This window comes from Mycobacterium sp. NPDC050853, from assembly GCF_040653875.1.
GTDB lineage: Bacteria > Actinomycetota > Actinomycetes > Mycobacteriales > Mycobacteriaceae > Mycobacterium.
Map to the genome: position 1 here is coordinate 154,626 of NZ_JBFAGW010000005.1, position 21,440 is coordinate 176,065.

Sequence of the window (21,440 nt, forward strand, 5' to 3'; positions counted from 1 at the left end):
AAGCTCGGCGCCAGCCCCATGCTGCTCATGGGGATCGGGAGAGGATGCGCGATGTTCTATTGGCTGCTGAAGTTCGTCTTCATGGGGCCGATCCTGCAGCTGATGGGCCGGCCGAAAGTCGAAGGTCTGGAGAACATCCCGTCATCCGGGCCGGTAATCCTGGCAGGCAACCACCTCGCTGTGGTGGACAGCTTCTATTTGTGCCTGGTGTTGCGCCGTCGGGTGACCTTCCTGGCCAAGAGCGAGTACTTCACCGAGCCGGGGTTCAAGGGCTGGCTCAAGAAGGTGTTCTTCAGCGGGGCCGGGCAGGTGCCGATCGACCGGACCAGCGCCGACGCTGCCGAGAATGCGCTGAGCACCGCCAAGCGGCTGCTCGGTGAGGGCAAGCTGCTGGGGATCTATCCAGAGGGCACCCGTTCCCCGGACGGGCGGCTCTACAAGGGCAAGACGGGCCTGGCGCGCATGGCCCTGGCGACCCGTGCGCCGGTCATCCCTGTCGCCATGGTCGGCACTACCGCGATGAACCCGCCGGGAACGGCCCGCTGGCACTTCGCCAAGGTGACCGTGAAATTCGGCAAGCCGCTGGACTTCGCGCGCTTCGACGGGATGGGCGGTAACCGCTTCATCGAACGCGCGGTCATCGACGAGGTGATGTACGAGCTGATGCAGCTTTCCGGTCAGGAGTACGTCGACATCTACGCTGCCTCGCTCAAGGACAAGCCCAAGGAAAACGGCGAGGTCGCCCAGCAGCCCGACCGCATCCCGGAGAGCGCCGCCGGTTAATCCGATTCCCCTGCATCTTTGCTACATCTTTGGTAGCACCTCGCCGTGGGGCGTGGGTCAGCCATGCGTGCCGGTACCGCTAGTCTTGAGCCCACCGGCGGGATAACTGAGAGATGCGAGGGCCGTGCCGAATTCAATAACCGAAACCACCGACGCGGACGGCGACTCCACTCGTCGAGTCGCGGGATGGATCACCTGGGGTGGGCCGCTTGTCCTCGCGGTTGCGCTGTTGCTGCACGCGTTCGTGTTCATTCACTGGCCCACGTATGCGCTGCAAATCGACGTCTTGGTCTATCGATTCGGTGGCACGCGCGTGCTGGACGGTCTGGATCTGTATTCGATCGGGCGCAATGGTGAGATCGACGATTTGCTGTTCACCTACACACCGTTCGCCGCACTGGTGTTCACCCCCTTGGCTTTCATCACCGACTTCACCGCACAGGTCCTGTCGCTCATAGTGTTCCCGGCGCTGCTGGTCTACTCGGTGTGGCGCATGTTGACCTGGCTGTCGGTGTCCGTCAAGGCCGGACTATGGGGGTTGTTGGCTCTGCTGGTCGGGCTGGTTTCGTGGCTGGAGCCGGTGCGGCTCTCCATTCAGCTGGGTCAGATCAATCTGCTCATCCTGGCCGTGGTGGTGACGGACATCCTCGCTTCCAAGCGGTGGAAACTGGCCGGGATCGGCATCGGCATCGTTGCCGGTATCAAGCTGACCCCGATGATCTTCATCGTCTTTCTGTTCGTCGTCGGACGGATTCGCGCGGCCATCGTCGCCACCGTCACACTGATCGCCACGATCGGCCTGGGATTCATATTCTTGCCCTCGGCGTCGCACTACTACTGGGTGCAACGCGCCTTCGAGAAGATCAGCCGCATCACCCGCGACCCCACCGCGAGCACCAGCGTCAGCGGACTGTTCCTCAGATTGGATCTGTCGGCCGGGCTGGCCACTGCGCTGTCGGCACTGGTGATGGTGGCGAGCCTGGTGGTCGCGGTTATGGCGTACCGGCGCGGCCAGCTATTGCTGGCGATCTCCATCGTGGGTATGGCATCGGCGGCGGCCTCGCCGTTCAGCTGGAGTCATCACTGGGTGTGGTTCGTGCCGTTGGTCGTCCACCTGGGTTACCGGGGCTACGTACTGGGTAAACGGGCATCCGCGATCACTATGTGGGCGTTCTGTGTGGTGTTCGCGGCCTGGTTCACGAGTTTGAGCGGAAAGACACCGGACTCCGGGGCACTGACGTTGCGGCCCGGGGGCATCCTGAACGATCTGATCCCGAGCCTCTACGTGTTCGTTCACCTCGCGGTACTCGTTGCCAGCTGGGTTTGGTTGCGGCGAGGCTCGGTGGAAGCGAATAACGTTGTGCATGAAGATGATTCGTTACAGGCAGACGAGCTGGCGCCGGCTTCTCCGGCGCATAACTAGGCGGCGTACGTGCGCTATTTCTACGATACCGAGTTCATCGACGACGGCCGCACCATCGACCTGATCTCCATCGGCATGGTCTGCGAGGACGGGCGTGAGTACTACGCGGTGTCCACCGCCTTCGATCCGCAGCGGGCAGGCCCATGGGTAAGACAGCACGTGCTGCCCAAACTTCCGCCGCTATCTTCGCCGCTATGGCGCTCCCGGGGGCAGATCCGCGATGAGCTCGCCGATTTTTTGGGGCTGGGCCGCAACGCCTCAGACCTACAGCGCGACCCGGTCGAGCTGTGGGCCTGGGTCGGCGCCTATGACCATGTGGCGCTGTGCCAGCTGTGGGGAGCCATGACAGACCTGCCGCAGCCGGTACCGCGCGTCACCCTGGAGCTCAAACAGCTGTGGCAGGACCGGGGGCGCCCCGATATGCCGAAACGGCCCGCCGATTCCCATGATGCGCTGGTCGATGCCCGGTACAACCTGGTTCGCTACCGGGCAATGACCCCCGAAGCCTGATCGGTACACAATTCGGGCGAGAAAATCCGCTATAAGGCACGGTTAAGATGGTTTCGTGAACTGGACAGTCGACGTCCCCATCGACCAATTGCCGGAGCTCCCGCCGCTCCCGGCCGAGATGCGTGCGCGCCTCGATGCCGCGCTTGCCAAACCTGCTGCTCAGCAGCCGAGCTGGCCAGCGGATCAGGCTGCGGCGATGCGGACCGTGCTGGAGAGCGTGCCCCCGATTACCGTCCCCGCCGAGATCCAGCGCTTGCAGCGCCAGCTCGCCCAGGTGGCGCGCGGTGAGGCATTCCTGCTGCAGGGCGGCGACTGCGCCGAGACCTTCGTCGATAACACCGAGCCGCATATCCGGGCCAATATCAGGGCGCTGCTGCAGATGGCAGTGGTGCTGACGTACGGGGCCAGCATGCCGGTGGTGAAACTGGCCCGTATCGCCGGCCAGTACGCCAAGCCGCGCAGCTCTGACACCGACGCGCTCGGATTGAGGTCCTACCGCGGCGACATGGTGAACGGTTTTGCCCCCGATGCCGCGCTGCGCGAGCACGACGCGTCGCGCCTGGTGCGCGCCTACGCCAATGCCAGCGCCGCCATGAACCTGATGCGTGCGGTGACGGGCTCAGGGATGGCCTCGCTGGCCCTGGTGCACGACTGGAACCGCGAATTCGTCCGCACCTCGCCTGCGGGTGCCCGGTACGAGGCGCTGGCCTCCGAGATCGACCGCGGACTGAAGTTCATGAGCGCCTGCGGTGTGGCGGATTCGAACCTGGATACCGCCGAGATCTACGCCAGCCACGAGGCCCTGGTGCTCGACTACGAGCGTGCCATGCTGCGTCTGGGTGAAGACGAGAACGGCGAGAGTGCGCTGTACGACCTGTCGGCCCACTACCTGTGGATCGGCGACCGCACCCGGCAGCTCGATCATGCGCATGTGGCGTTCGCCGAGATCATCGCCAACCCGATCGGGATGAAAATCGGCCCGTCTACCACGCCTGATCAGGCCGTTGAATACGTGGAACGTCTTGACCCGCACAACAAGCCGGGTCGCTTGACGTTCGTTTCCCGGATGGGGAACTCGAAGGTGCGGGATCTGCTGCCGCCGATTATCGAGAAGGTGCAGGCGACCGGCCATCAGGTGGTGTGGCAGTGCGATCCGATGCACGGCAACACGCACGAGTCGCCCAGTGGTTACAAGACACGGCATTTCGACCGGATTGTCGACGAGGTGCAGGGCTACTTCGAGGTACACAATGCGCTCGGTACCCATCCCGGTGGTATCCACGTCGAGATCACCGGTGAGAACGTCACCGAATGTCTCGGTGGGGCACAGGATATTTCGGATGACGACCTGGCTGGTCGCTACGAGACGGCATGCGATCCGCGGCTGAACACCCAGCAGTCGTTGGAGTTGGCGTTCCTCGTCGCGGAGATGCTCAGGGACTAGTCACTTCCTGCTCGAGCGCGCAACTATGCACGCATTGCGCAAGAAACTGGGTGCATAACTGCGCGCTCGGAGGGAAATCTAGAGCAGGTTGGTGATGTTGGCGCCCAGCGACCAGCATCCAGCCGCCACCGAGCCGGTGATGATGAGGACGATCACCAGCCACATGAAGATCGCACGGCGGCTCTGCTGACGTTCGTACCGGTAATCCGAGTCGTCGATATCGGAGAAGAACGCCGAATCGTCGGATTCGCCATCGAATTCCCGACCGTATTCGGGACTGTAGGCGGAGACGGGGTCCATCATCCGAGTCGGGTTGGGCACTCGGGGCTGCGAGTACCTCCCGCTTGCGGGGGACTGGGGGCGTGGAGAGACACCCAAGGCGGCCGCGGCCGAGGCGGTATCGGCGGCATCGAGGTCGCGGGCCGGGGCGGCGTCGGTGCCGCCCAAATCGATGAGATGACTGCGGTACAGCTGTTCGGCGACATGCTGTTTGGAGTCCTTGGGGGCGGGCACCCGGAAGGGCGGCAACTGCAATTCGGCACCGATGGCCTCCAGCTCGGCGCCCATCTGTGCGGCATCCGCGTAGCGGGCATCAGGGTCCCGGGAGGTGGCACGCAGCACCAGCTCGTCGAATTCCTCTGGGACGCCGTCGATCGCCTCGCTGGGTGCCGGCACATCGCGATCGATGCGCTGATACGCCAGTGCCAGTGGCGTATCGGCAGTGAATGGCGTTGAACCGGTGAGCAATTCGTACATCAGAATGCCCGCCGAGTAGACATCGCTTCGTGGGCCGGCCGACCCGGTGCGTACCTGCTCGGGGGACAGATACGCCGCGGTGCCCAAGATCACGCTGGTGGAGGTTATGCCGGCTTCGGCGATGGCGCGGACAAGCCCGAAATCGGCGATTTTGACCTCGCCGTCATCGGAGATCAAGACGTTCTCCGGTTTGACATCGCGGTGCACCAGCCCGGCCCGGTGCGCGACCGCCAAACCACCCAGCAGCGGTTGGAAAACCGCGGCCACTGCATGCGGGGGCATGGGGCCGCGTTCGCGTAGCAGCTCCCGCAGGGTGCCCCCGACGATCAGCTCCATCACCAGGAACGGGTGCTTACCGTCTAAGCCCTGATCGAAGACGGCAACCAGCCCGGGGTGACGCAGCCGTGCCACGGCACGGGCTTCGAGCCGGAAACGTGCGAGAAACCCGGTGTCGGAGGCGTAGCGGCTGTCCATCACCTTCACGGCGACCGGGCGGTCCAGCCGGGTGTCCAGCCCGCGATACACGGTCGACATGCCGCCCGTCGCGATCGGAGCCTCGATGCGGTAGCGACTATCGAGCACCGCACCGATCATGGGATCGACGCGGCCGGTCGGGGACTTGGGCGATGTCATCGCATCGATGGTATCGAGTGATGCGGGTATGCCCCTTCGTCAATGTCGCTTGTCGAGCATTTCGCGAAGGGAGGTGAGGATGGGCCCTGCCCCCGAAAACAGCATGGTTCGCCATTGACGGTGCAAGGGAATGGTGGGGTCGAACCGGCTATAGGTGACTCGGAGCCGTGTGCCGCCGGGCTCCGGGAGCAGATTCCAGCGGGACGTCACTTCGATTCCGGGGGCGGTCACCACTTGTTCGATGTGCTCGTTAGGTACCACGCTGGTGTAGGTGGTGCGAACCACGCCATCGAATCCGACCGTGGGTTGCGGATGGGTGACGATGACGCGTGTCTGTCCGACCTCAACCGGGGTATCGCTGACTTCGTTCACCTGTGAGGCCGTCAGTTCGAGCGAGACGAGGACATCCCAGACCGTCTCGATCGGGTACGGGTAGAACTCGCTGAACGTGATCGATGTCGGGTCGCCTGAACTCAAGTCTCGCCTCTCGCCGTGTGGATATAGCGATAATCAAGTGCGAGGTTACGCGCGTCACCACACGCGGAGGCCACTTTTGACCGATGGTGGGGTGCGGGACGACTAGCGTCTTTCGTTATGAGCGCAATTCCCTTCGTTGCCGACACGCTGGACGCCGATGAGCCGATGTTCACCCTCAAACAGGCGGCGGCGCGCCTGCGGGTCCCGGTCAACAAGATTCAGCAGTCCTTACGCGATGGCGAGCTGATCGCGGTCAAACGCGATCGCGAAATCATGGTTCCCGTCATCTTTTTCAGCTCCGACGGTCCCGTGGTCAAACACCTGTCCGGGTTGCTCTCGGTGCTGCGAGACGGCGGCTTCCGCGAGCCCGAGATCCTGCAGTGGTTGTTCACCGGCGACGAGTCGCTCACGGTGACCCGGGACGGCACTACCGAACGAATCGAAGCGGCCCGCCCGGTCGATGCCCTGCACGGCCATCAGGCCCGGGAAGTGCTGCGCCGGGCGCAAGCAATGGGGTACTAGCCGGCCGCTGCCTGGGTGCCGGCCTCGGCCGGCTCGGGGTCTCGCGGTTCAGGTGCGGAATTGATCATCCGCCACGCGATGGCGGCGCAGGTGGCCGCGATCAGCACATGGATCCACACGTACATGCCGTGGGAGCCATCGGGTTTGAAGATCACCATGATCCAGGTCGAGAACCCGGCGATGGCGGCGATGGCAGTCCGCGATTGGGTCAGGGGTGCCGCGATGGCCAATGGCCATGTGTAGTACCAGGGGAGCGCCGCCGGTGCCATGAGCACCACGATCACCATCGCCCACAGGATCCCGAACATCGCATCGCGGTCGTTATGCCGGTGCCGCCACCACACCACCGGCAGGCTGAGCGCGAGAACCATGACGCCGATGATGCGGGTGATCTCCAGGACGGCGTCGAAGTTGACGGTGACGAAAAGACCGGCGAAGACGTTGATGATGTTGGCGACGGCAGTCGGCACGGTCAGCCAATTGATGATCTTCACCGAACCGGCCAGTGCGGTCAGCCATCCCAGGCCCACTCCGGCGATCCAGGACAACACTGCGAAGACCGCGACGACGATTGTGACCGAGGCTGCCGACGCCATGGCAAATGCGACCAGCGGGCTCCGTTGTCGCTGCGGTCCCTGCTGCGGAGAACCCCGGTGCGGTGCGGAGGCATTCTCAACGAGTCGACGCATCCAGATCCACACCAGGAATGGCAGTGCCAGCCCGGCTGTGGCCTTGACCGCAACTGCTAGGGCCACTACCGAGATGCCCCAAACATGGTGCCGCTCAAGGGCGAGGGCGATGCCCGCCATCATGAGACCGACCATCAGCATCTCGTTGTGCACGCCGCCCATGAGGTGGATGATCACCAGCGGGTTGAGGACGCAGATCCACAACGCCTTGCTGGCGTTGGTGGAAAGGCATTGGGCGACTCGGGGGGTGGCCCACACCAGTAGTGCCAGCCCGGGCAGCATGCACAGGCGCAGCAGCATGGTTCCCGCCACCACGTCGTCACCGACGATCTGGGTGACGAACCGTGCGATGAGGATGAACAACGGTCCGTAGGGCGCCGTGGTGGTGGACCAGATGGGACTGACGTTCTCCAACAAGGCGTTCGGGTTCTCCACCGGGCCAACCAGATACGGGTCGAATCCGTCGCGTAGCAGTGCGCCCTGTGCGAGATAGGAGTAGGCATCCCGGCTGAACACCGGAACCGAGGCGAGCAGTGGCAACAGCCAGCACGGAATGACAACCAGGATGGACTCTTTGGTCACCTTGCCCGCGATGACGTGTCGGCCGAGTCCGAGCCATGCCAGCAGCATGAGTGCGACCCCGAGCCACATGCTGATCGAGGACACCACCAACCCGTGGCCGAAACGCAGCCAGGACAGTCCGACGGATTCCAGTAGCGGGTCGTGCTGCCTGGTGCTACCCGCGCCCAATCCGCCGATGGCAATGAGGATGGCGCCGCCGAATCCGGTGATAGCGGCGCGGCCGGCGGGTGTCCGTAGGAAGGCGGCCGCTCGTCCGGTCCGCGGTGCGGGTGTCGGAGGCCGGGGGGCCTGCTGGGCCCCTGAAGATGTACTCACGTGATCATGCGCTCCGGTTGGACACCAATCGGACAAGCTCCGACAGCGCGGTGCGCGCATCGTCGGCGATCTCGGCGCTTGCCAATTGATCCAATGCGCGGTTGGTGTGCTCTTCGATACGGGATTCCACCGCCGCGAGAGCGCCCAAATCGACTATGAGTGAACACATTTCAGCGACCTGCTGATCGGTGAGCGGTGTACCGATCCAGGAGTGCAACATATCCTCGGCGGCACTGTCGCTGATGCGCGCGAGCCGTAGAGCCTCGGCCAACAGCACGGTGCGTTTCCCGGAACGCAGGTCGTCCCCGGCGGGTTTCCCGGTGACCTTCGGGTCACCGAAAACCCCGAGCACGTCGTCGCGAAGCTGGAAGGCTACGCCGATATCAAGCCCGACATCGCCGAGAAGCTGTGAGATCTCCGGGTTCTCGGCCGCCATCGCGACACCCAGCTGCAGCGGTCGCTGCACCGTGTAGCCGGCGGTCTTGAATCGGATCACCCGCAAGGCGGTTTCGACGGACTCGTCGCCGGAGGATTCAGACAGGATGTCCAGATACTGACCGCCGAGCACCTCGCTGCGCAGGATCGACCACACACCCCGCGCCCGGGTATGTGTCTCCGGAGAGAGCCGCGCCCCGACCACCATGTCGTCGGCCCAGGTGAGTGCCAGGTCGCCGAGGAGGATCGCGGCAGATATCCCGAACTGTTCGGGGGAGCCGGACCAGCCGTTCTGGCGGTGCAGGGCCGCGAACTCGACGTGGATGGTCGGTTCGCCGCGCCGGGTGGCCGAGCTGTCGATGACGTCATCGTGGATGAGTGCGCAGGTGTGCAGCAATTCGAGCGCGGCGCACACGCGCAGCACCTCGGGGTTCCACGGGTCAGGGTCTTTGGTGACCGCCCGCCAGCCCCAATAGGCGAATGCGGGGCGCAGCCTCTTGCCGCCCCGCAGCACAAACCGGTCGAGGGCGGTGATCGCATGCTCATAGTTCTGGCCGATATGCGCGGTGTGCTCGCGGCATTCGGCCAGGAACTGGCTCAGTTGGTCGCTCACCGCATCGGTCAGGTGCCGGGCATTGGCAGCGGCTACGTTGACACTCAGCGGGGCGTCCTTTCACGGTGCGGCAATTGTCCCGGAGGCTCCCCGGATGGCCGGGAGTGAACCTAGACTAATCCCACCTATCCTTAACAGGTGACAACTAACCCGCTCGACCGTGATGGACGGGTCGCCGAGCTGCAGGATCCGGGGTCGATCGTCGATCGCCTGGCCGCGGTTCAACCCGGCGAAGTCGCGTTCTCGGTCGAGTTCATGCCGCCCCGCGATGAGGCGGCAGAGGCCCGGTTGTGGCGGGCGGCAAGAGTTTTCGAGCGGTATCAGCCGGTGTTCGTCTCGGTCACCTACGGTGCGGGCGGTTCCACCCGTGACCGCACGGTACGGGTGACCGGAGAACTAGCCGAAAACACGACGCTGTTGCCTGTCGCACACCTGACCGCCGTCGGGCACACCGTTGGTGAGCTGCGGGCCATGGTGGGGGCGTATGTGGACCGTGGCATCACCAATATCCTTGCCCTGCGCGGCGATCCGGTAGGGGATGTGAATGCGGAATGGATTCCGCATCCGGGAGGGCTGACGTACGCCGAAGAGCTGGTGCGCCTGGTCCGCGACCTCGGTGATTTCCACGTCGGGGTGGCGTCCTTCCCCGAGGCGCACCCCCAGGCGATCGATCTGGAACACGACACGGTCCATCTAGTGAACAAGCTCCGTGCCGGGGCCGAGTACTCGATCACCCAGATGTTTTTCGACGTCGACGACTATCTTCGGTTACGCGATCGGGTGGTGGCCGCCGATCCGGAGCAGGGTGCAAAGCCCATCGTTCCGGGTCTGATGCCCATTACGTCGCTGCGGTCGTTGCGCCGGCAGGTCGAGCTTTCCTCGTCCATACTGCCCCTCGCGCTGGAGGAGCGGCTCCTCCGTGCCGCCGGTGACGGTCCGGACGAGAATCGTGACGAGGTCCGCAAGGTCGGCGTCGAGGTCACCACTGCCATGGCGTCCCGGCTACTCGCCGAGGGCGTTCCGTGCTTGCACTTCATGACCCTGAACTTTGCGCGGGCCACCTCCGAGGTGTTGGAGAACCTCGGGGTGCGGATCACTCCGGGATCTGGTCGGGCGTAAACCGCGGGGACTGGTCGCGGGCCAGCCAGGCCATGGATGCGACAAGGGCGCCGACCAGCAGTGCGGCCACCGTCACAAAGATCGCGGCACCGTTGAACGAGCGGGTGCTGGGGTCGGTGTAGCGGGCAGTCGCGGTGAAGTTGCTGACTACGCCAGGAGTGAGTTTCCACTGCACGGAATCTGAGCCGAGCGTCTCCCCGTTGGTGGATTCGATATCGCCGGGAAAGGAAACGGCCAGCGACACATCGGCATTCGAGGTGTCTTCCAGCGCGGTGAGATCGGCGCGCCCTTCCAGGACCACCACATCGCCGTTACGCCGCAGCGTTAGGTCGAAACCGGCGGCGTTCTTGTTCATCCCGGCGAGCTGCGGGACCTCCGCGAAGGTCAGATCGTTGAAGATGGCTCGCGACCCCACCATGCCGTTCTCCTCGTAATCGCTCACCTGGACCTTCTGGGCGAAGGACAGATTGCGGTCGAGCTGGGGTCCCTTGTCGTTCTTGCCCTGTGGCTTGGCGACGGCGATCAGCTGCCCGGAGACGTGATCGTCGGTGGTGACGGTCATCGAGGCCTTGACGCGTACGCATCCCGATAGCAGCGGCAGCGCTGTCAACAACAGCACGGCAGTGATACGTGCCACGCGCCCTGGCCTGCGATGAGCGGCTCGCGTGAAAAGCGTTGGGCTATTCATCGCGGCTCATCGTGCCAGACGGCGGCGACGTCCGGCTGCTGATATCCGGGCTCCAGCGGCAACGCCCGGCCAAGCACGGCGAATCGCCTGGGATCGCCGGCGAACTGGTGTTGCCGGATGACATCGGTAAATCCGAGTCGACGGTACAGCCGCCAGGCCCGGTTGGACTCGCCGCTGATCTCGGGGGTGGACAGCAGGACATGCGATTCGGTGCGGCCCGCGAGCAGCCGCCGAGCCAGCGCCTCGCCGAAACCGTGCCCCTGCAGGCCAGGGTCGACATGCAGTTCGGTCAGCTCGAAGTACTGGTCGAGGAGGGCGCTGATGTGGTCACGCGGCACCCCCGACTTCCGTAAGCCCTGGCTGACCTGCTGGTGCCACCACTGGTCGGCGGCCCCGCGGTAGCCGTATGCAATCCCCACGATGCGTGCCTGGTCCATTAGGTCCTGGTCAGGACCGGTATCGGGCGGTGCTGCCGTGCTGTCGAAGATGGCGGCCGCCTGCCAACCCCGTCTGCGGCTGTGTTCCAGCCACATCGGCGCACGCTGATCCTCGGTGCCGTGGGGGTAGCCCATGGCGACGACGTAGATACGAAGCGCTTCGCTGAGCCGGCGCTGCATATCGCGTTGCGACAGATCGGCCAGGAATGTCGTCAACGTGCGTCCTTTGATCTCTCGGTGTACTGCCCGGGTTTATCACGATCGGCCGATTCTTGGGTGCTGACGCGAGTTTCGCCGGGTCCGTCGGCGCGCCGCGGTGTGGGGTGTTGCCGGGCAGGAACGGCCGGGAGATTGATAGGTGAACCGGGTGGTATGACGGGTATTCACCTCGTATTATGAACGTGAGGGTGTTGTAACCGCGGCACCCTTGATAGAAGACATTGGTGTCAATACTGGTATCCAGTACTGACAAGGCACGACACAGTCAACCGGTCGCGATGCGCCAGAGGGAGGGACCGATGCCACTCTCCGAGCACGAGCAGCGCATGCTCGACCAGATCGAGAGCGCGCTGTACGCGGAGGATCCCAAGTTTGCGTCGAGTGTGCGCGGAGGCCGCCTGGGTGCGACCTCCGGCCGTCGGCGCTTGCAGGGGGCGGCGCTGTTCTGCATCGGGCTGGCCATGCTGGTGATCGGTGTTGCAGTGCCTGCCACCCAGATCGGGAACTTCCCGGTCCTGAGCGTGATCGGATTCGTCGTCATGTTCGGGGCGGCGGTCTTCGCGATCATCGGCAGCCGACGCTCCGATGCGAACGCTGTCGGCCAAGGGGGATCGGGTGGGGCCATCGGCCGGACCCGTCGGCCCCGTGCGGCCGGCTCGTTCGCGCAGCGCATGGAAGAGCGCTTCCGCCGCCGTTTCGACAACTGACGTTACCCAGATAGCAACAGGCCCGCGCCGAGTGCGCGGGCCTGTTGCTATCTGGGTTGCTGTCTGAGCCGCCCGTACCGCCGCCGCTCGGCGTGGGGTGATCTCTCGCAAGCCCGGTGGCCCCGGCAGGCCAAATCGTTATCAACTCGTCTAGAGATCGGCGCCCCACTCGTCCCCACTGGGTTGACCTGGGATAACGGTGTACTAACGGCGTCCCAATCCTCGAAGGTGGGCGCGTGGTGGGGAGACACGCGGCAAATCAGAATCAAAGTGGGGGGTTGTGGGGTAAAGTGGCGGACATCGGAGGGAAGAGTAGCTCCGACGAGCAATTGGGCAGGGAGGTAACGGGATGTTTCTCGGTACCTACACGCCCAAGCTGGACGACAAGGGGCGGCTCACATTGCCCGCCAAGTTTCGGGACGCACTAGCGGGAGGGTTGATGGTCACCAAGAGCCAGGACCACAGCCTCGCCGTGTATCCGCGGGTCGAGTTCGAGGAGCTGGCGCGCAAGGCCGCCTCGGCTTCCCGGAGCAACCCGGAGGCCCGCGCCTTTCTGCGTAACTTGGCGGCGGCAACCGACGAACAGCACCCGGACGCGCAGGGCCGCATCACCCTGTCCGCCGACCACCGGCGGTATGCGGATCTCTCCAAGGACTGCGTCGTCATCGGATCTGTTGACTACCTAGAGATTTGGGATGCCACCAAGTGGCAGCAGTACCTGGAGGAACACGAAGAGAACTTCTCGACGGCCAGCGATGAATCCCTCAATGGCATCTTCTGAGCGAGCCCGCGCAGCGCGGCCTCTGTCCGATACGGCCCTGGCGTACTTCCCCGACGCCAGGTTCGCACCATCGGGCAGGGACCGGACTTCGTGGGCTCCTTGCACCTACCAGCGCTCCCACAGGGGCGTTTCCCGCTCCCGGAGGGGTGTCGCCGTGTCTGACAATGATTTTCCGGCTGATTCGAGGGCCCGATTCGGCCATGTGCCGGTCATGCTCGACCGCTGCTATGAGCTGCTCGCTCCCGCCTTGACCAGACGGGCCGCCAACGGAGAGGGTGCCGTTCTTGTCGACGCCACCCTGGGCGCAGGTGGGCACACCGAACACTTCCTCTCCGTGCTGTCGGGCTTGACCGTTATCGGTCTCGATCGCGACACCAACGCCCTGGATATCGCGCGGGCGAGGCTTGCGCCCTTCGGGGCTCGATTCACCGGGGTGCATACCCGGTACGACGGCATGGCCCATGCGCTTGACGGGTTGGGTTACCGTGCAACATCTTCGGTCGATGGAGTGCTCTTCGATCTAGGCGTTTCCTCCATGCAGCTCGATCAGGCCGAGCGTGGATTCGCCTATTCGGTCGACGCGCCACTCGATATGCGGATGAATGCAGAGGACGAACTGACCGCGGCCGACATCCTGAACACCTATTCGGCCGCCGAGCTGTCCAGGGTGCTCAGCAGATTCGGTGAGGAGCGATTCGCACGCCGAATCGCCGACGAGATCGTTCGGCGTCGCGCCGCCGAACCCTTCACGCGCAGTGGACAGCTGGTCGAGCTGCTGTACGCGGCCATCCCGGCGGCCACCCGCCGCACCGGCGGCCACCCGGCGAAACGCACTTTCCAGGCTCTCCGGATCGCGGTCAACTCCGAGCTGGAATCCCTTGCGGCCGCAATACCTACCGCCATGGCCGCGCTGCGCCCGGGTGGCCGGCTCGCCGTCATGGCCTACCAGTCGCTTGAGGACAAGATCGTCAAGGCCGAGTTCACCGCCGCTACCGCATCCCGGTCGCCGATCGACCTGCCGGTCGAGCTTCCCGATGACGCACCGGATTTCACCTCGATCACTCGCGGGGCGGAGCAGGCCAATGAAACGGAAATAGAAGCCAATCCACGCAGTGCACCGGTGCGGTTACGGGCTGTCGAGCGAGCTGCGCATGGGAGGAACGCATGATCGGGGTGCGTAAGAAGGCGGCGGAGGCGCCCGAGAAGGCCAAGCCCACCAAGCGTCGCAGCGCCACGCCCAGGGCCACCGCGGCAGGCCCGTCACCGCGGCCACGCCGTTCCTCACCGCAGACCATGCCGATTCCGGTGCAGCGTAAGGGGCCCGAAAAGATCCGTCCGGCCACCAGTACCGGGCAGGCGAAGGCCCGCGCGAAGGCTCGCAAGGCCAAGGCGCCCAAAGTCATCCGGATACCGCTGCGCGAGCGAATCCTTACCCGCCTGTCCGAGGTGGACCTGAGGCCACATGTGTGGGTCGCCAAGGTCCCGTTCGTGGTGCTGGTCATCGGCGCGCTTGGCGTCGGCCTGGCGATCACGCTGTGGTTGTCGACCGATGCCGCGGAGCGCTCGTATCAGCTGGGTAGCCAGCGTCGCTCCAACGAGCAGCTGCTCCAGCGCAAAGAGGCCCTCGAACGTGATGTCTTACGCGCGGAATCTGCGCCTGTGCTGGCAGATTCGGCGCGCGATCTCGGCATGATCCCGTCTCGCGATATTGCGCACCTGGTGCGCGACGAGCGGGGCAACTGGCTGTTAGTGGGTGCTCCGAAGCCGGCTGAAGGTGTCGCGCCGCCGTCGCTGAACACGACTATCCCCGATGATGCCGATGCCGTTCCGAAGCCCGGTAATTCGGTCGAGATGCCGGTCCAGCTACCGCCCGTGCCGCCTCCGGTGGCGGTGGTGCCGCATATGGCCCCACCGGCGGTCGTGCCCGCACCCGTCGCGGAAGCACCTGCCGCACAGGAACCCGTCCTCGCGCCGCCCGCGGCTCAGGCGCCCGTGCCGGTTGTGGCCGTGCCGGATCTCGCGGCAGCGATACCGCCCCCCGTGGCCGACGCGCCGCAAGCATCAAATATCACGAATTCTCCAGTGAGCGGGGAACAATTCAATCCCGTGGCAACAACGAATCCCCACCCGACGGCGTGAACCGGCAGGATCGATCGCGGCCAGTCGGCGCCCGCCGCACCCGGCGGCCCGTCGCTGCCGTATCGCGGACAGCCGGATTCGCCTTCCGGCACCGTACGGGCAACATCATCATCTTCCTGACGCTGGCCATCGCCGCCATCCAGCTGTTCACCCTGCAGGGGCCCCGTGCCGCCGGTCTACGCGCCGAAGCCTCGGGCCAGCTGAAGGTCACCGAGACCGAGAAGGCGTTGCGCGGCACCATTGTCGACCGCGCGGGCAACAAACTGGCCTTCACCATCGAGGCGCGTGCCCTCACCTTCCAGCCGAAGAAGATTCGCGAACAGCTCGCCAAGGCCTGGGAAAAAAGCCAAATGACCCTCAAGGACCCTGGGAAGAGCGACGCCGATAAGGCCGCGGCGGCGAAAATAAGGGCCGTTGAGCCGGAACGGCGGCTGCAGGACATCGCGGCCGGGGTGTCGGCCAAGCTCGGCAACAAACCCGATGCGAAGAGCCTTCTGAAGAAGCTCCGTAGTGACGACAACTTCGTGTACCTGGCGCGCTCGGTCGATCCGGCGATCGCCGCCGAGATCATCAAGGAATTCCCCGAGGTCGGCGCGGAGCGGCAGGACATCCGTCAGTATCCCGGTGGCTCGCTGGCCGCCAACATCGTGGGCAGCATCGACTGGGAGGGTTACGGTCTTCTCGGCCTTGAGGATTCCCTGGACAGTGCGCTGGCGGGTAAGGACGGAGCACTGACCTATGACCGTGGTTCCGACGGCGCGGTGATCCCCGGCAGCTATCGGGATCGCCACGACGCCGTCAACGGGTCCACCGTCGAACTCACGCTCGACAACGACATCCAGTACTACGTGCAGCAGCAGGTCCAACAGGCCAAGGACCTCTCCGGCGCGCGGAACGTATCCGCGGTCGTGCTCGATACCAAGACCGGTGAGGTCCTGGCGATGGCCAATGACAACACCTTTGACCCGTCACAGAACCTTGGCAAGCAGGGCGACCGTGAGATGGGCAATCTCTCGGTCTCCTCGCCATTCGAGCCGGGATCTGTCAACAAGATCATCACCGCCTCGGCGGTCATCGAGAATGATTTATCCAATCCCGATGAGGTGCTACAGGTTCCGGGCTCTATCAACATGGGTGGGGTCACCGTCCGCGATGCCTGGGTGCACGGAACCATGCAGTACACCACCACCGGAGTATTCGGAAAGTCTTCCAACGTGGGCACGCTTATGCTGGCCCAGCGGGTAGGGCCGGAGCGCTTCATGGATCTGGTGGACAAGTTCGGTCTGGGTCAGCGCACCGGCGTCGGTCTGCCCGGCGAGAGCGAGGGCCTGGTGCCGCCGATCGAGCAGTGGTCGGGTAGTACTTTCTCGAATCTGCCTATCGGCCAAGGCTTGTCAATGACGCTGTTGCAGATGGCGGGCATGTACCAGACGATCGCCAACGACGGCGTGCGGATACCGCCACGCATCGTCAAAAGCGTCACCGCGCCCGATGGCACGCGTAAGGAAGAACCGCGCCCCCAGCCGGTACAGGTGGTCAACGCGGGTACTGCGCGCACCGTCCGGAACATGCTGCGCGCGGTACTGCAACCGGATCCGCGCGGCATCCAGAACGGAACCGGGGCACCCGGGGCGGTCGAGGGCTACCAGCTGAGCGGCAAAACCGGCACCGCCCAGCAGATCAACCCGGCCTGCGCGTGCTACTTCGACGACGTGTACTGGATCACCTTCGCGGGCATCGCGACCACGGATGATCCCCGTTATGTCGTCGGCATCATGATGAACGCGCCGCACCGAGCCGCAGATGGTCGCCCGGGTAACACCGCCGCGCCGTTGTTCCACAACATCACGTCCTGGTTGATGCGGCGCCAAAACGTGCCACTGTCACCCGATCCCGGACCACCACTCGTTCTCCAGGCCGTCTGAGCGCGTCCTTATCCGGTCGGGGACGGCCGTACACGCCCGGTAGTGTCGTTTGACGCCCGAGGGACACGGGGCGGCACAATACGCAGGAGGTGATCGCAGGTGGTGGCATCCGGAACCCGCCGGTTCCTCCCGCTGACGCGCCCGCACCCGGTCACCGACCTCGCCTCCTTGGTATCGGCCGAACTGCGAGGAGGGGGCGCCGCCACGACCGTCTCCGGCGTCACGCTCAGGGCACAGGACGCTCGCCCGGGTGATCTCTTCGCGGCGTTGCCCGGCAGCAGTGCGCATGGCGCGCAGTTCGCGTCCGAGGCGGTCGCTGCGGGTGCGACGGCCGTGCTCACGGACGAGGCCGGAGCCCGGCTGCTGGGGGAACAGGGCTCGGATATCGCGGTGTTGGTCCACCCGATCCCGCGTGCGGTTCTCGGCACGCTCGCAGCCACTGTCTACGGGGACCCGTCTCGGCACCTGCGGGTGGTAGGTGTCACCGGAACCTCTGGCAAGACCACCACCACCTATCTGGTGGAGGCCGGTCTGCGGGCAGCCGGGAAACGGGTGGGTCTGATCGGTACGGTCGGGGTGCGGATCGACGGCGAGGATGTCCCCAGCGCGCTGACCACCCCCGAGGCTCCGGCGTTGCAGGAACTGCTGGCGGAAATGGTGCAGCGCGGCGTGGACACCGTGGTCATGGAGGTGTCCAGCCATGCGCTGGCGCTCAACCGTGTTGACGGCACCCACTTCACGGTGGGGGCGTTCACCAATCTTTCGCGAGATCACCTCGACTTTCATCCCAATATGGAGGATTACTTCGCCACCAAGGCCCGCCTGTTCCAGCGTGAGTCGCCGTTGCGGGCGCAGCGTTCCGTTATCTGTGTCGACGACGACGCCGGTCGCGCTATGGCCGATGTGGCGCGGTCGGGTGGCACCCAGGTGCTCACGGTGAGCTCGCAGGCCGGCGCCGTCGCAGACTGGATATGTTCGGGAGTGGCGGTGGGCTACGACGGCGGTCAGCGGTTCGTTGCGAATGGTCCGGAATGCAGCGCAGAACTCGATATCGCGCTACCGGGTCACTACAATATCGCCAATTGTCTTGTTGCCGTTGCTATCTTGGATCTGCTCGGGGTTTCGGCCGCGACCGCGGCGCCGGGCATCGCCACCGCCGGGGTGCCGGGCCGCATGGAGTCGGTGGTCGCCGGCCAGCCTTTCCTGGCCGTCGTTGACTACGCCCACAAGCCCGGCGCACTGCGCGCCGTCCTGGAGAGCCTGCGCACGCACCGCAAGGGCCGGCTTGCCGTGGTCTTCGGTGCGGGTGGCAACCGCGACCGCGGTAAGCGTGCCGATATGGGGCAGGTCGCTGCGGAGCTCGCCGATCTCGTGGTGGTTACCGACGATAATCCGCGGGATGAGGAACCGGCTGCGATACGCGCCGAGATTCTTTCCTGTGCAACGGAATCGGCCGGAACTACGCAGATCGTCGAGATCGGGGATCGGCGCGCGGCCATCGACTACGCGACCCGCTGGGCACAACCGGGGGACACCGTGTTGGTTGCCGGGAAGGGGCATGAGAGTGGGCAGCGCGTGGGCGCGGTCACCGTCCCGTTCGACGACCGGGTGGAGCTGCGCGCGGCGCTGGAAGGGCTTGGGAACATAGATGATTGAGTTGAGCATCGCCGAGATCGCCGAGATCGTCGGTGGGCGTCTCGACGGGATCAGCCTCGAGGAGGCTCGGAACACGCGCGTCACCGGCACCGTCGAATTCGACTCTCGCGAGATCGGTCCGGGCGGGTTGTTCCTGGCACTGCCGGGAGCCCGCGTCGACGGGCACGACCATGCCGAGGGTGCCATCGCCTCCGGGGCAGTCGCCGTGCTGGCCGCCAGGCCAGTGGGGGTGCCCGCCATTGTGGTGTCGCCGACCGGCGTCGCGCGCACCGAAGTGTCGGCACTGGAACATGATTCGGATGGTTCGGGTGCTGCGGTGCTCGCCGCGACGGCCGCGTTGGCGGCTGAGGTGGCCCGTCGGCTCACGGCGCAGGGACTGCGCATCGTCGGAGTCACCGGGTCGTCGGGAAAGACGTCGACAAAGGATCTCATTGCCGCGGTACTCAGCCCGCTCGGCGAGGTGGTGGCTCCTCCCGGATCCTTCAATAACGAGCTCGGCCATCCCTGGACGGTTCTGCGCGCGACGGAATCGACCAAATTCCTGGTGCTGGAGCTTTCGGCCCGGCGTCCCGGAAACATTGCGGACCTGGCCGCCATCGCACCGCCGTCGATCGGGGTTGTGCTCAATGTCGGCACGGCTCATCTGGGCGAGTTCGGATCCCGCCAGGCCATTGCCGATACGAAGGGTGAACTACCGCAATCGCTTTCGGGTGACGGTGTGGCGGTGCTGAATGCCGACGACTCCGCGGTGGCTGCGATGGCTCACAAGACATCGGCTCGGGTGGTGCGCACCAGCGTGAACAACCCTGCCGATATCTGGGCGGCCGAGGTGAGCGTCGACGACCTGGCCCGGGCTCGATTCACCCTGCACTACGGAACAAGCTCGGTGCCGGTCGAGTTGGCGGTGCATGGCGAGCATCAGGTGAGCAATGCGCTGGCGGCCGCCGCGGTCGCGTTGGAATGCGGCGCCACGCTCGCGCAGGTCGCCGCCGCGCTCGCGGACGCCGGTCCGGTGTCGCGGCGGCGCATGGAGGTGAGCACCCGCGCGGACGGCGTGACCGTGATCAACGACGCCTATAACGCCAACCCGGATTCGATGATGGCAGGGCTGAAGGCCCTGGTCTCCATGGCCCGCCACGGCCAACAGGCGCGTCGCAGCTGGGCGGTGCTGGGTGAGATGGGCGAGCTGGGTCCGGACGCCATATCTGAGCACGATCGCATCGGACGGGCCGCTGTGCGATTAGATGTCAGTCGGTTAGTTGTCGTCGGAGCCGGGAGGTCACAGCGGGCAATGCATGCGGGTGCAGTGATGGAGGGGTCATGGGGGTCCGAGGCGGTGCTGGTGGACGATCCTGCGGCAGCCGCCATACTGCTGGCCGATGAACTCGCCGCGGGCGATGTGGTGCTGGTCAAGGCATCGCGGTCCGCGGGTCTCTGGGTAGTCGCCGATGAACTGCTTGCGCGAAGAGGAAGCGGTCCCGACGCCGTCTTGGAGGACAGCCAATGAGGCAGATCATCATCGCCGCCGGGATCGCGATCCTGGTCTCCATCATGCTTACCCCGGTGCTCATCCGGGTGTTCTCGCGGCAGGGCTTCGGCCAGGAGATCCGTGACGACGGTCCACAGCATCACCAGAAGAAGCGCGGCACCCCGTCCATGGGCGGTGTCGCAATTCTGGCCGGGATGTGGGCGGGGTACTTCGGATCGCACCTGGTCGGTATCGCCTTCGGAGCCGAAGGGCCGTCGGCCTCGGGACTGCTGGTGCTGCTGCTGGCATCCATGCTCGGAGGCGTCGGTTTCATCGACGACTTCATCAAGATCCGCAAGGCGCGCAACCTCGGGCTGAACAAGACCTCCAAGACCGTCGGCCAAATACTGTCGGCGCTCGTCTTCGGCATTTTGGTGCTGCAGTTCCGTAACACCGACGGGCTCACCCCGGGTAGTCCGCAGCTGTCCTATGTACGCGAGATCGCCACCGTCGCGATGCCCGCAGTGGTTTTCGTGTTGTTCTGTGTACTGCTGGTGATGTCCTGGTCCAATGCTGTCAATTTCACCGACGGCCTCGACGGCCTGGCCGGTGGATGTATGGCGATGGTGACGGGCGCCTATGTGATCGTCACCTTCTGGCAGTACCGCAACGCGTGCTCCACCCATCCTGGTGTGGCCTGCTACAACGTGCGTGACCCGCTCGATCTGGCCGTGATCGCCGCGGCGACCGCGGGCGCGTGCATCGGCTTCCTGTGGTGGAACGCCGCGCCCGCCAAGATCTTCATGGGGGACACCGGCTCGCTGGCTCTGGGCGGCATTATCGCCGGCCTCTCGGTGACCACCCGTACCGAGCTACTCGCCGTGGTGCTGGGCGCGCTGTTCGTCGCCGAGATCGTTTCGGTGGTTCTGCAGATCGCGGCATTCCGAACCACCGGCCGCCGGGTGTTCCGAATGGCACCGTTCCATCATCATTTCGAGCTGATGGGGTGGGCGGAAACCACGGTCATCATCCGGTTCTGGTTGTTGACGGCGATCGCCTGCGGGTTGGGTCTGGCGCTGTTCTATGGCGAGTGGCTGGCGACGATCGGTGATTAGCCGG

General features: G+C 65.0%; 20 protein-coding genes. 14 read left to right on the forward strand and 6 right to left on the reverse strand.

The annotated features are described in order from the left end of the window. The first annotated feature begins 51 nt into the window (after nucleotides 1-51). The 4 genes from AB0H22_RS17720 to AB0H22_RS17735 all read left to right on the forward strand — a co-directional run bounded on the left by AB0H22_RS17720 (nucleotide 52) and on the right by AB0H22_RS17735 (nucleotide 4,160). Nucleotides 52-783 carry a lysophospholipid acyltransferase family protein gene (locus AB0H22_RS17720; RefSeq protein WP_180751598.1) on the forward strand — a complete coding sequence of 244 codons (732 nt, stop codon included), beginning with the start codon at nucleotides 52-54 and terminating at the stop codon, nucleotides 781-783. A gap of 124 nt (nucleotides 784-907) precedes the next feature. Then, a complete protein-coding gene (locus AB0H22_RS17725; protein ID WP_180751423.1) occupies nucleotides 908-2,206 on the forward strand; it encodes a glycosyltransferase 87 family protein in 1,299 nt (432 codons plus the stop codon). Nucleotides 2,207-2,215: 9 nt separating this feature from the next. After that, nucleotides 2,216-2,716 carry a polyadenylate-specific 3'-exoribonuclease AS gene (locus AB0H22_RS17730; RefSeq protein ID WP_180751422.1) on the forward strand — a complete coding sequence of 167 codons (501 nt, stop codon included), beginning with the start codon at nucleotides 2,216-2,218 and terminating at the stop codon, nucleotides 2,714-2,716. A 55-nt stretch (nucleotides 2,717-2,771) separates the two neighbouring features. Then, nucleotides 2,772-4,160: a class II 3-deoxy-7-phosphoheptulonate synthase gene (locus AB0H22_RS17735; RefSeq protein ID WP_180751421.1), complete on the forward strand. Its 1,389-nt coding sequence runs from the start codon at nucleotides 2,772-2,774 to the stop codon at nucleotides 4,158-4,160. Between the two features lie 78 nt (nucleotides 4,161-4,238). On the opposite strand, the gene AB0H22_RS17740 is transcribed toward AB0H22_RS17735, so the two are convergent. Both AB0H22_RS17740 and AB0H22_RS17745 read right to left on the reverse strand, forming a co-directional pair. Continuing rightward, the gene (locus tag AB0H22_RS17740; protein WP_358147977.1) at nucleotides 4,239-5,579 is read right to left on the reverse strand and encodes a protein kinase; all 1,341 of its coding nucleotides are present in this window, start codon (nucleotides 5,577-5,579) and stop codon (nucleotides 4,239-4,241) included. Nucleotides 5,580-5,588: 9 nt separating this feature from the next. Continuing rightward, a complete protein-coding gene (locus AB0H22_RS17745) occupies nucleotides 5,589-6,026 on the reverse strand; it encodes an SRPBCC domain-containing protein (RefSeq protein ID WP_180751420.1) in 438 nt (145 codons plus the stop codon). A gap of 117 nt (nucleotides 6,027-6,143) precedes the next feature. Between AB0H22_RS17745 and AB0H22_RS17750 the strand changes: the two genes are divergently transcribed. Further along, nucleotides 6,144-6,548 (forward strand): helix-turn-helix domain-containing protein, encoded by a 405-nt coding sequence (locus tag AB0H22_RS17750; RefSeq protein ID WP_180751419.1) that lies wholly within the window; start codon nucleotides 6,144-6,146, stop codon nucleotides 6,546-6,548. Here AB0H22_RS17750 and AB0H22_RS17755 read toward each other — a convergent pair. Beyond that, a complete protein-coding gene (locus AB0H22_RS17755; protein ID WP_180751418.1) occupies nucleotides 6,545-8,194 on the reverse strand; it encodes an alpha-(1->6)-mannopyranosyltransferase A in 1,650 nt (549 codons plus the stop codon). The two genes, AB0H22_RS17750 and AB0H22_RS17755, sit on opposite strands and share 4 nt — an antisense overlap. Further along, nucleotides 8,139-9,182: a polyprenyl synthetase family protein gene (locus tag AB0H22_RS17760; protein WP_180751417.1), complete on the reverse strand. Its 1,044-nt coding sequence runs from the start codon at nucleotides 9,180-9,182 to the stop codon at nucleotides 8,139-8,141. Before AB0H22_RS17760 ends, AB0H22_RS17755 begins: the two co-directional genes overlap by 56 nt. Before the next feature lie 138 nt (nucleotides 9,183-9,320). Here AB0H22_RS17760 and AB0H22_RS17765 point away from each other — a divergent pair, with 138 nt between their 5' ends. Further along, nucleotides 9,321-10,301, forward strand: coding sequence for a methylenetetrahydrofolate reductase (locus AB0H22_RS17765; RefSeq protein WP_358147730.1), 981 nt, complete (start codon nucleotides 9,321-9,323; stop codon nucleotides 10,299-10,301). Here AB0H22_RS17765 and AB0H22_RS17770 read toward each other — a convergent pair. Then, a complete protein-coding gene (locus AB0H22_RS17770) occupies nucleotides 10,276-10,938 on the reverse strand; it encodes a DUF3153 domain-containing protein (RefSeq protein WP_180751415.1) in 663 nt (220 codons plus the stop codon). The two genes, AB0H22_RS17765 and AB0H22_RS17770, sit on opposite strands and share 26 nt — an antisense overlap. A 47-nt stretch (nucleotides 10,939-10,985) precedes the next feature. Next, on the reverse strand, nucleotides 10,986-11,642 hold the full coding sequence (locus AB0H22_RS17775) for a GNAT family N-acetyltransferase (RefSeq protein ID WP_358147733.1): 657 nt from the start codon (nucleotides 11,640-11,642) through the stop codon (nucleotides 10,986-10,988). Between the two features lie 302 nt (nucleotides 11,643-11,944). Here AB0H22_RS17775 and AB0H22_RS17780 point away from each other — a divergent pair, with 302 nt between their 5' ends. From AB0H22_RS17780 to mraY, 8 genes are all read left to right on the forward strand, one after another. Then, nucleotides 11,945-12,352 carry a DUF3040 domain-containing protein gene (locus tag AB0H22_RS17780; RefSeq protein WP_180751413.1) on the forward strand — a complete coding sequence of 136 codons (408 nt, stop codon included), beginning with the start codon at nucleotides 11,945-11,947 and terminating at the stop codon, nucleotides 12,350-12,352. A 349-nt stretch (nucleotides 12,353-12,701) separates the two neighbouring features. Then, nucleotides 12,702-13,133 carry a division/cell wall cluster transcriptional repressor MraZ gene (gene mraZ / locus AB0H22_RS17785; RefSeq protein WP_180751412.1) on the forward strand — a complete coding sequence of 144 codons (432 nt, stop codon included), beginning with the start codon at nucleotides 12,702-12,704 and terminating at the stop codon, nucleotides 13,131-13,133. Next, nucleotides 13,120-14,301, forward strand: a complete 1,182-nt coding sequence (gene rsmH, locus AB0H22_RS17790; RefSeq protein WP_358147735.1) for a 16S rRNA (cytosine(1402)-N(4))-methyltransferase RsmH — start codon at nucleotides 13,120-13,122, stop codon at nucleotides 14,299-14,301. The genes mraZ and rsmH overlap by 14 nt, the downstream gene beginning before the upstream one ends. Next, on the forward strand, nucleotides 14,298-15,272 hold the full coding sequence (locus AB0H22_RS17795) for a hypothetical protein (protein WP_180751410.1): 975 nt from the start codon (nucleotides 14,298-14,300) through the stop codon (nucleotides 15,270-15,272). The genes rsmH and AB0H22_RS17795 overlap by 4 nt, the downstream gene beginning before the upstream one ends. Next, entirely contained in the window at nucleotides 15,269-17,197 is a 1,929-nt protein-coding gene (locus AB0H22_RS17800) for a penicillin-binding protein 2 (protein ID WP_180751409.1), read from the forward strand. Before AB0H22_RS17795 ends, AB0H22_RS17800 begins: the two co-directional genes overlap by 4 nt. A 168-nt stretch (nucleotides 17,198-17,365) precedes the next feature. Beyond that, nucleotides 17,366-18,853 (forward strand): UDP-N-acetylmuramoyl-L-alanyl-D-glutamate--2,6-diaminopimelate ligase, encoded by a 1,488-nt coding sequence (locus AB0H22_RS17805; RefSeq protein ID WP_358147979.1) that lies wholly within the window; start codon nucleotides 17,366-17,368, stop codon nucleotides 18,851-18,853. After that, nucleotides 18,846-20,360, forward strand: a complete 1,515-nt coding sequence (gene murF / locus AB0H22_RS17810; protein ID WP_358147739.1) for a UDP-N-acetylmuramoyl-tripeptide--D-alanyl-D-alanine ligase — start codon at nucleotides 18,846-18,848, stop codon at nucleotides 20,358-20,360. Before AB0H22_RS17805 ends, murF begins: the two co-directional genes overlap by 8 nt. Beyond that, entirely contained in the window at nucleotides 20,357-21,436 is a 1,080-nt protein-coding gene (gene mraY / locus AB0H22_RS17815) for a phospho-N-acetylmuramoyl-pentapeptide-transferase (protein WP_180751406.1), read from the forward strand. The genes murF and mraY overlap by 4 nt, the downstream gene beginning before the upstream one ends. Nucleotides 21,437-21,440: the final 4 nt, after the last annotated feature.

What these genes read in the sequence shown, in the direction of transcription:
- murF (WP_358147739.1), top strand. Translation starts at nt 18,846, where the DNA reads ATGATTGAGTTGAGCATCGCCGAGATCGCCGAGATCGTCGGTGGGCGT.
- AB0H22_RS17750 (WP_180751419.1), top strand. Translation starts at nt 6,144, where the DNA reads ATGAGCGCAATTCCCTTCGTTGCCGACACGCTGGACGCCGATGAGCCG.
- AB0H22_RS17720 (WP_180751598.1), top strand. Translation starts at nt 52, where the DNA reads ATGTTCTATTGGCTGCTGAAGTTCGTCTTCATGGGGCCGATCCTGCAG.
- mraZ (WP_180751412.1), top strand. Translation starts at nt 12,702, where the DNA reads ATGTTTCTCGGTACCTACACGCCCAAGCTGGACGACAAGGGGCGGCTC.
- rsmH (WP_358147735.1), top strand. Translation starts at nt 13,120, where the DNA reads ATGGCATCTTCTGAGCGAGCCCGCGCAGCGCGGCCTCTGTCCGATACG.
- AB0H22_RS17780 (WP_180751413.1), top strand. Translation starts at nt 11,945, where the DNA reads ATGCCACTCTCCGAGCACGAGCAGCGCATGCTCGACCAGATCGAGAGC.
- AB0H22_RS17795 (WP_180751410.1), top strand. Translation starts at nt 14,298, where the DNA reads ATGATCGGGGTGCGTAAGAAGGCGGCGGAGGCGCCCGAGAAGGCCAAG.
- AB0H22_RS17755 (WP_180751418.1), bottom strand. Translation starts at nt 8,194, where the DNA reads ATGCGCGCACCGCGCTGTCGGAGCTTGTCCGATTGGTGTCCAACCGGA.
- mraY (WP_180751406.1), top strand. Translation starts at nt 20,357, where the DNA reads ATGAGGCAGATCATCATCGCCGCCGGGATCGCGATCCTGGTCTCCATC.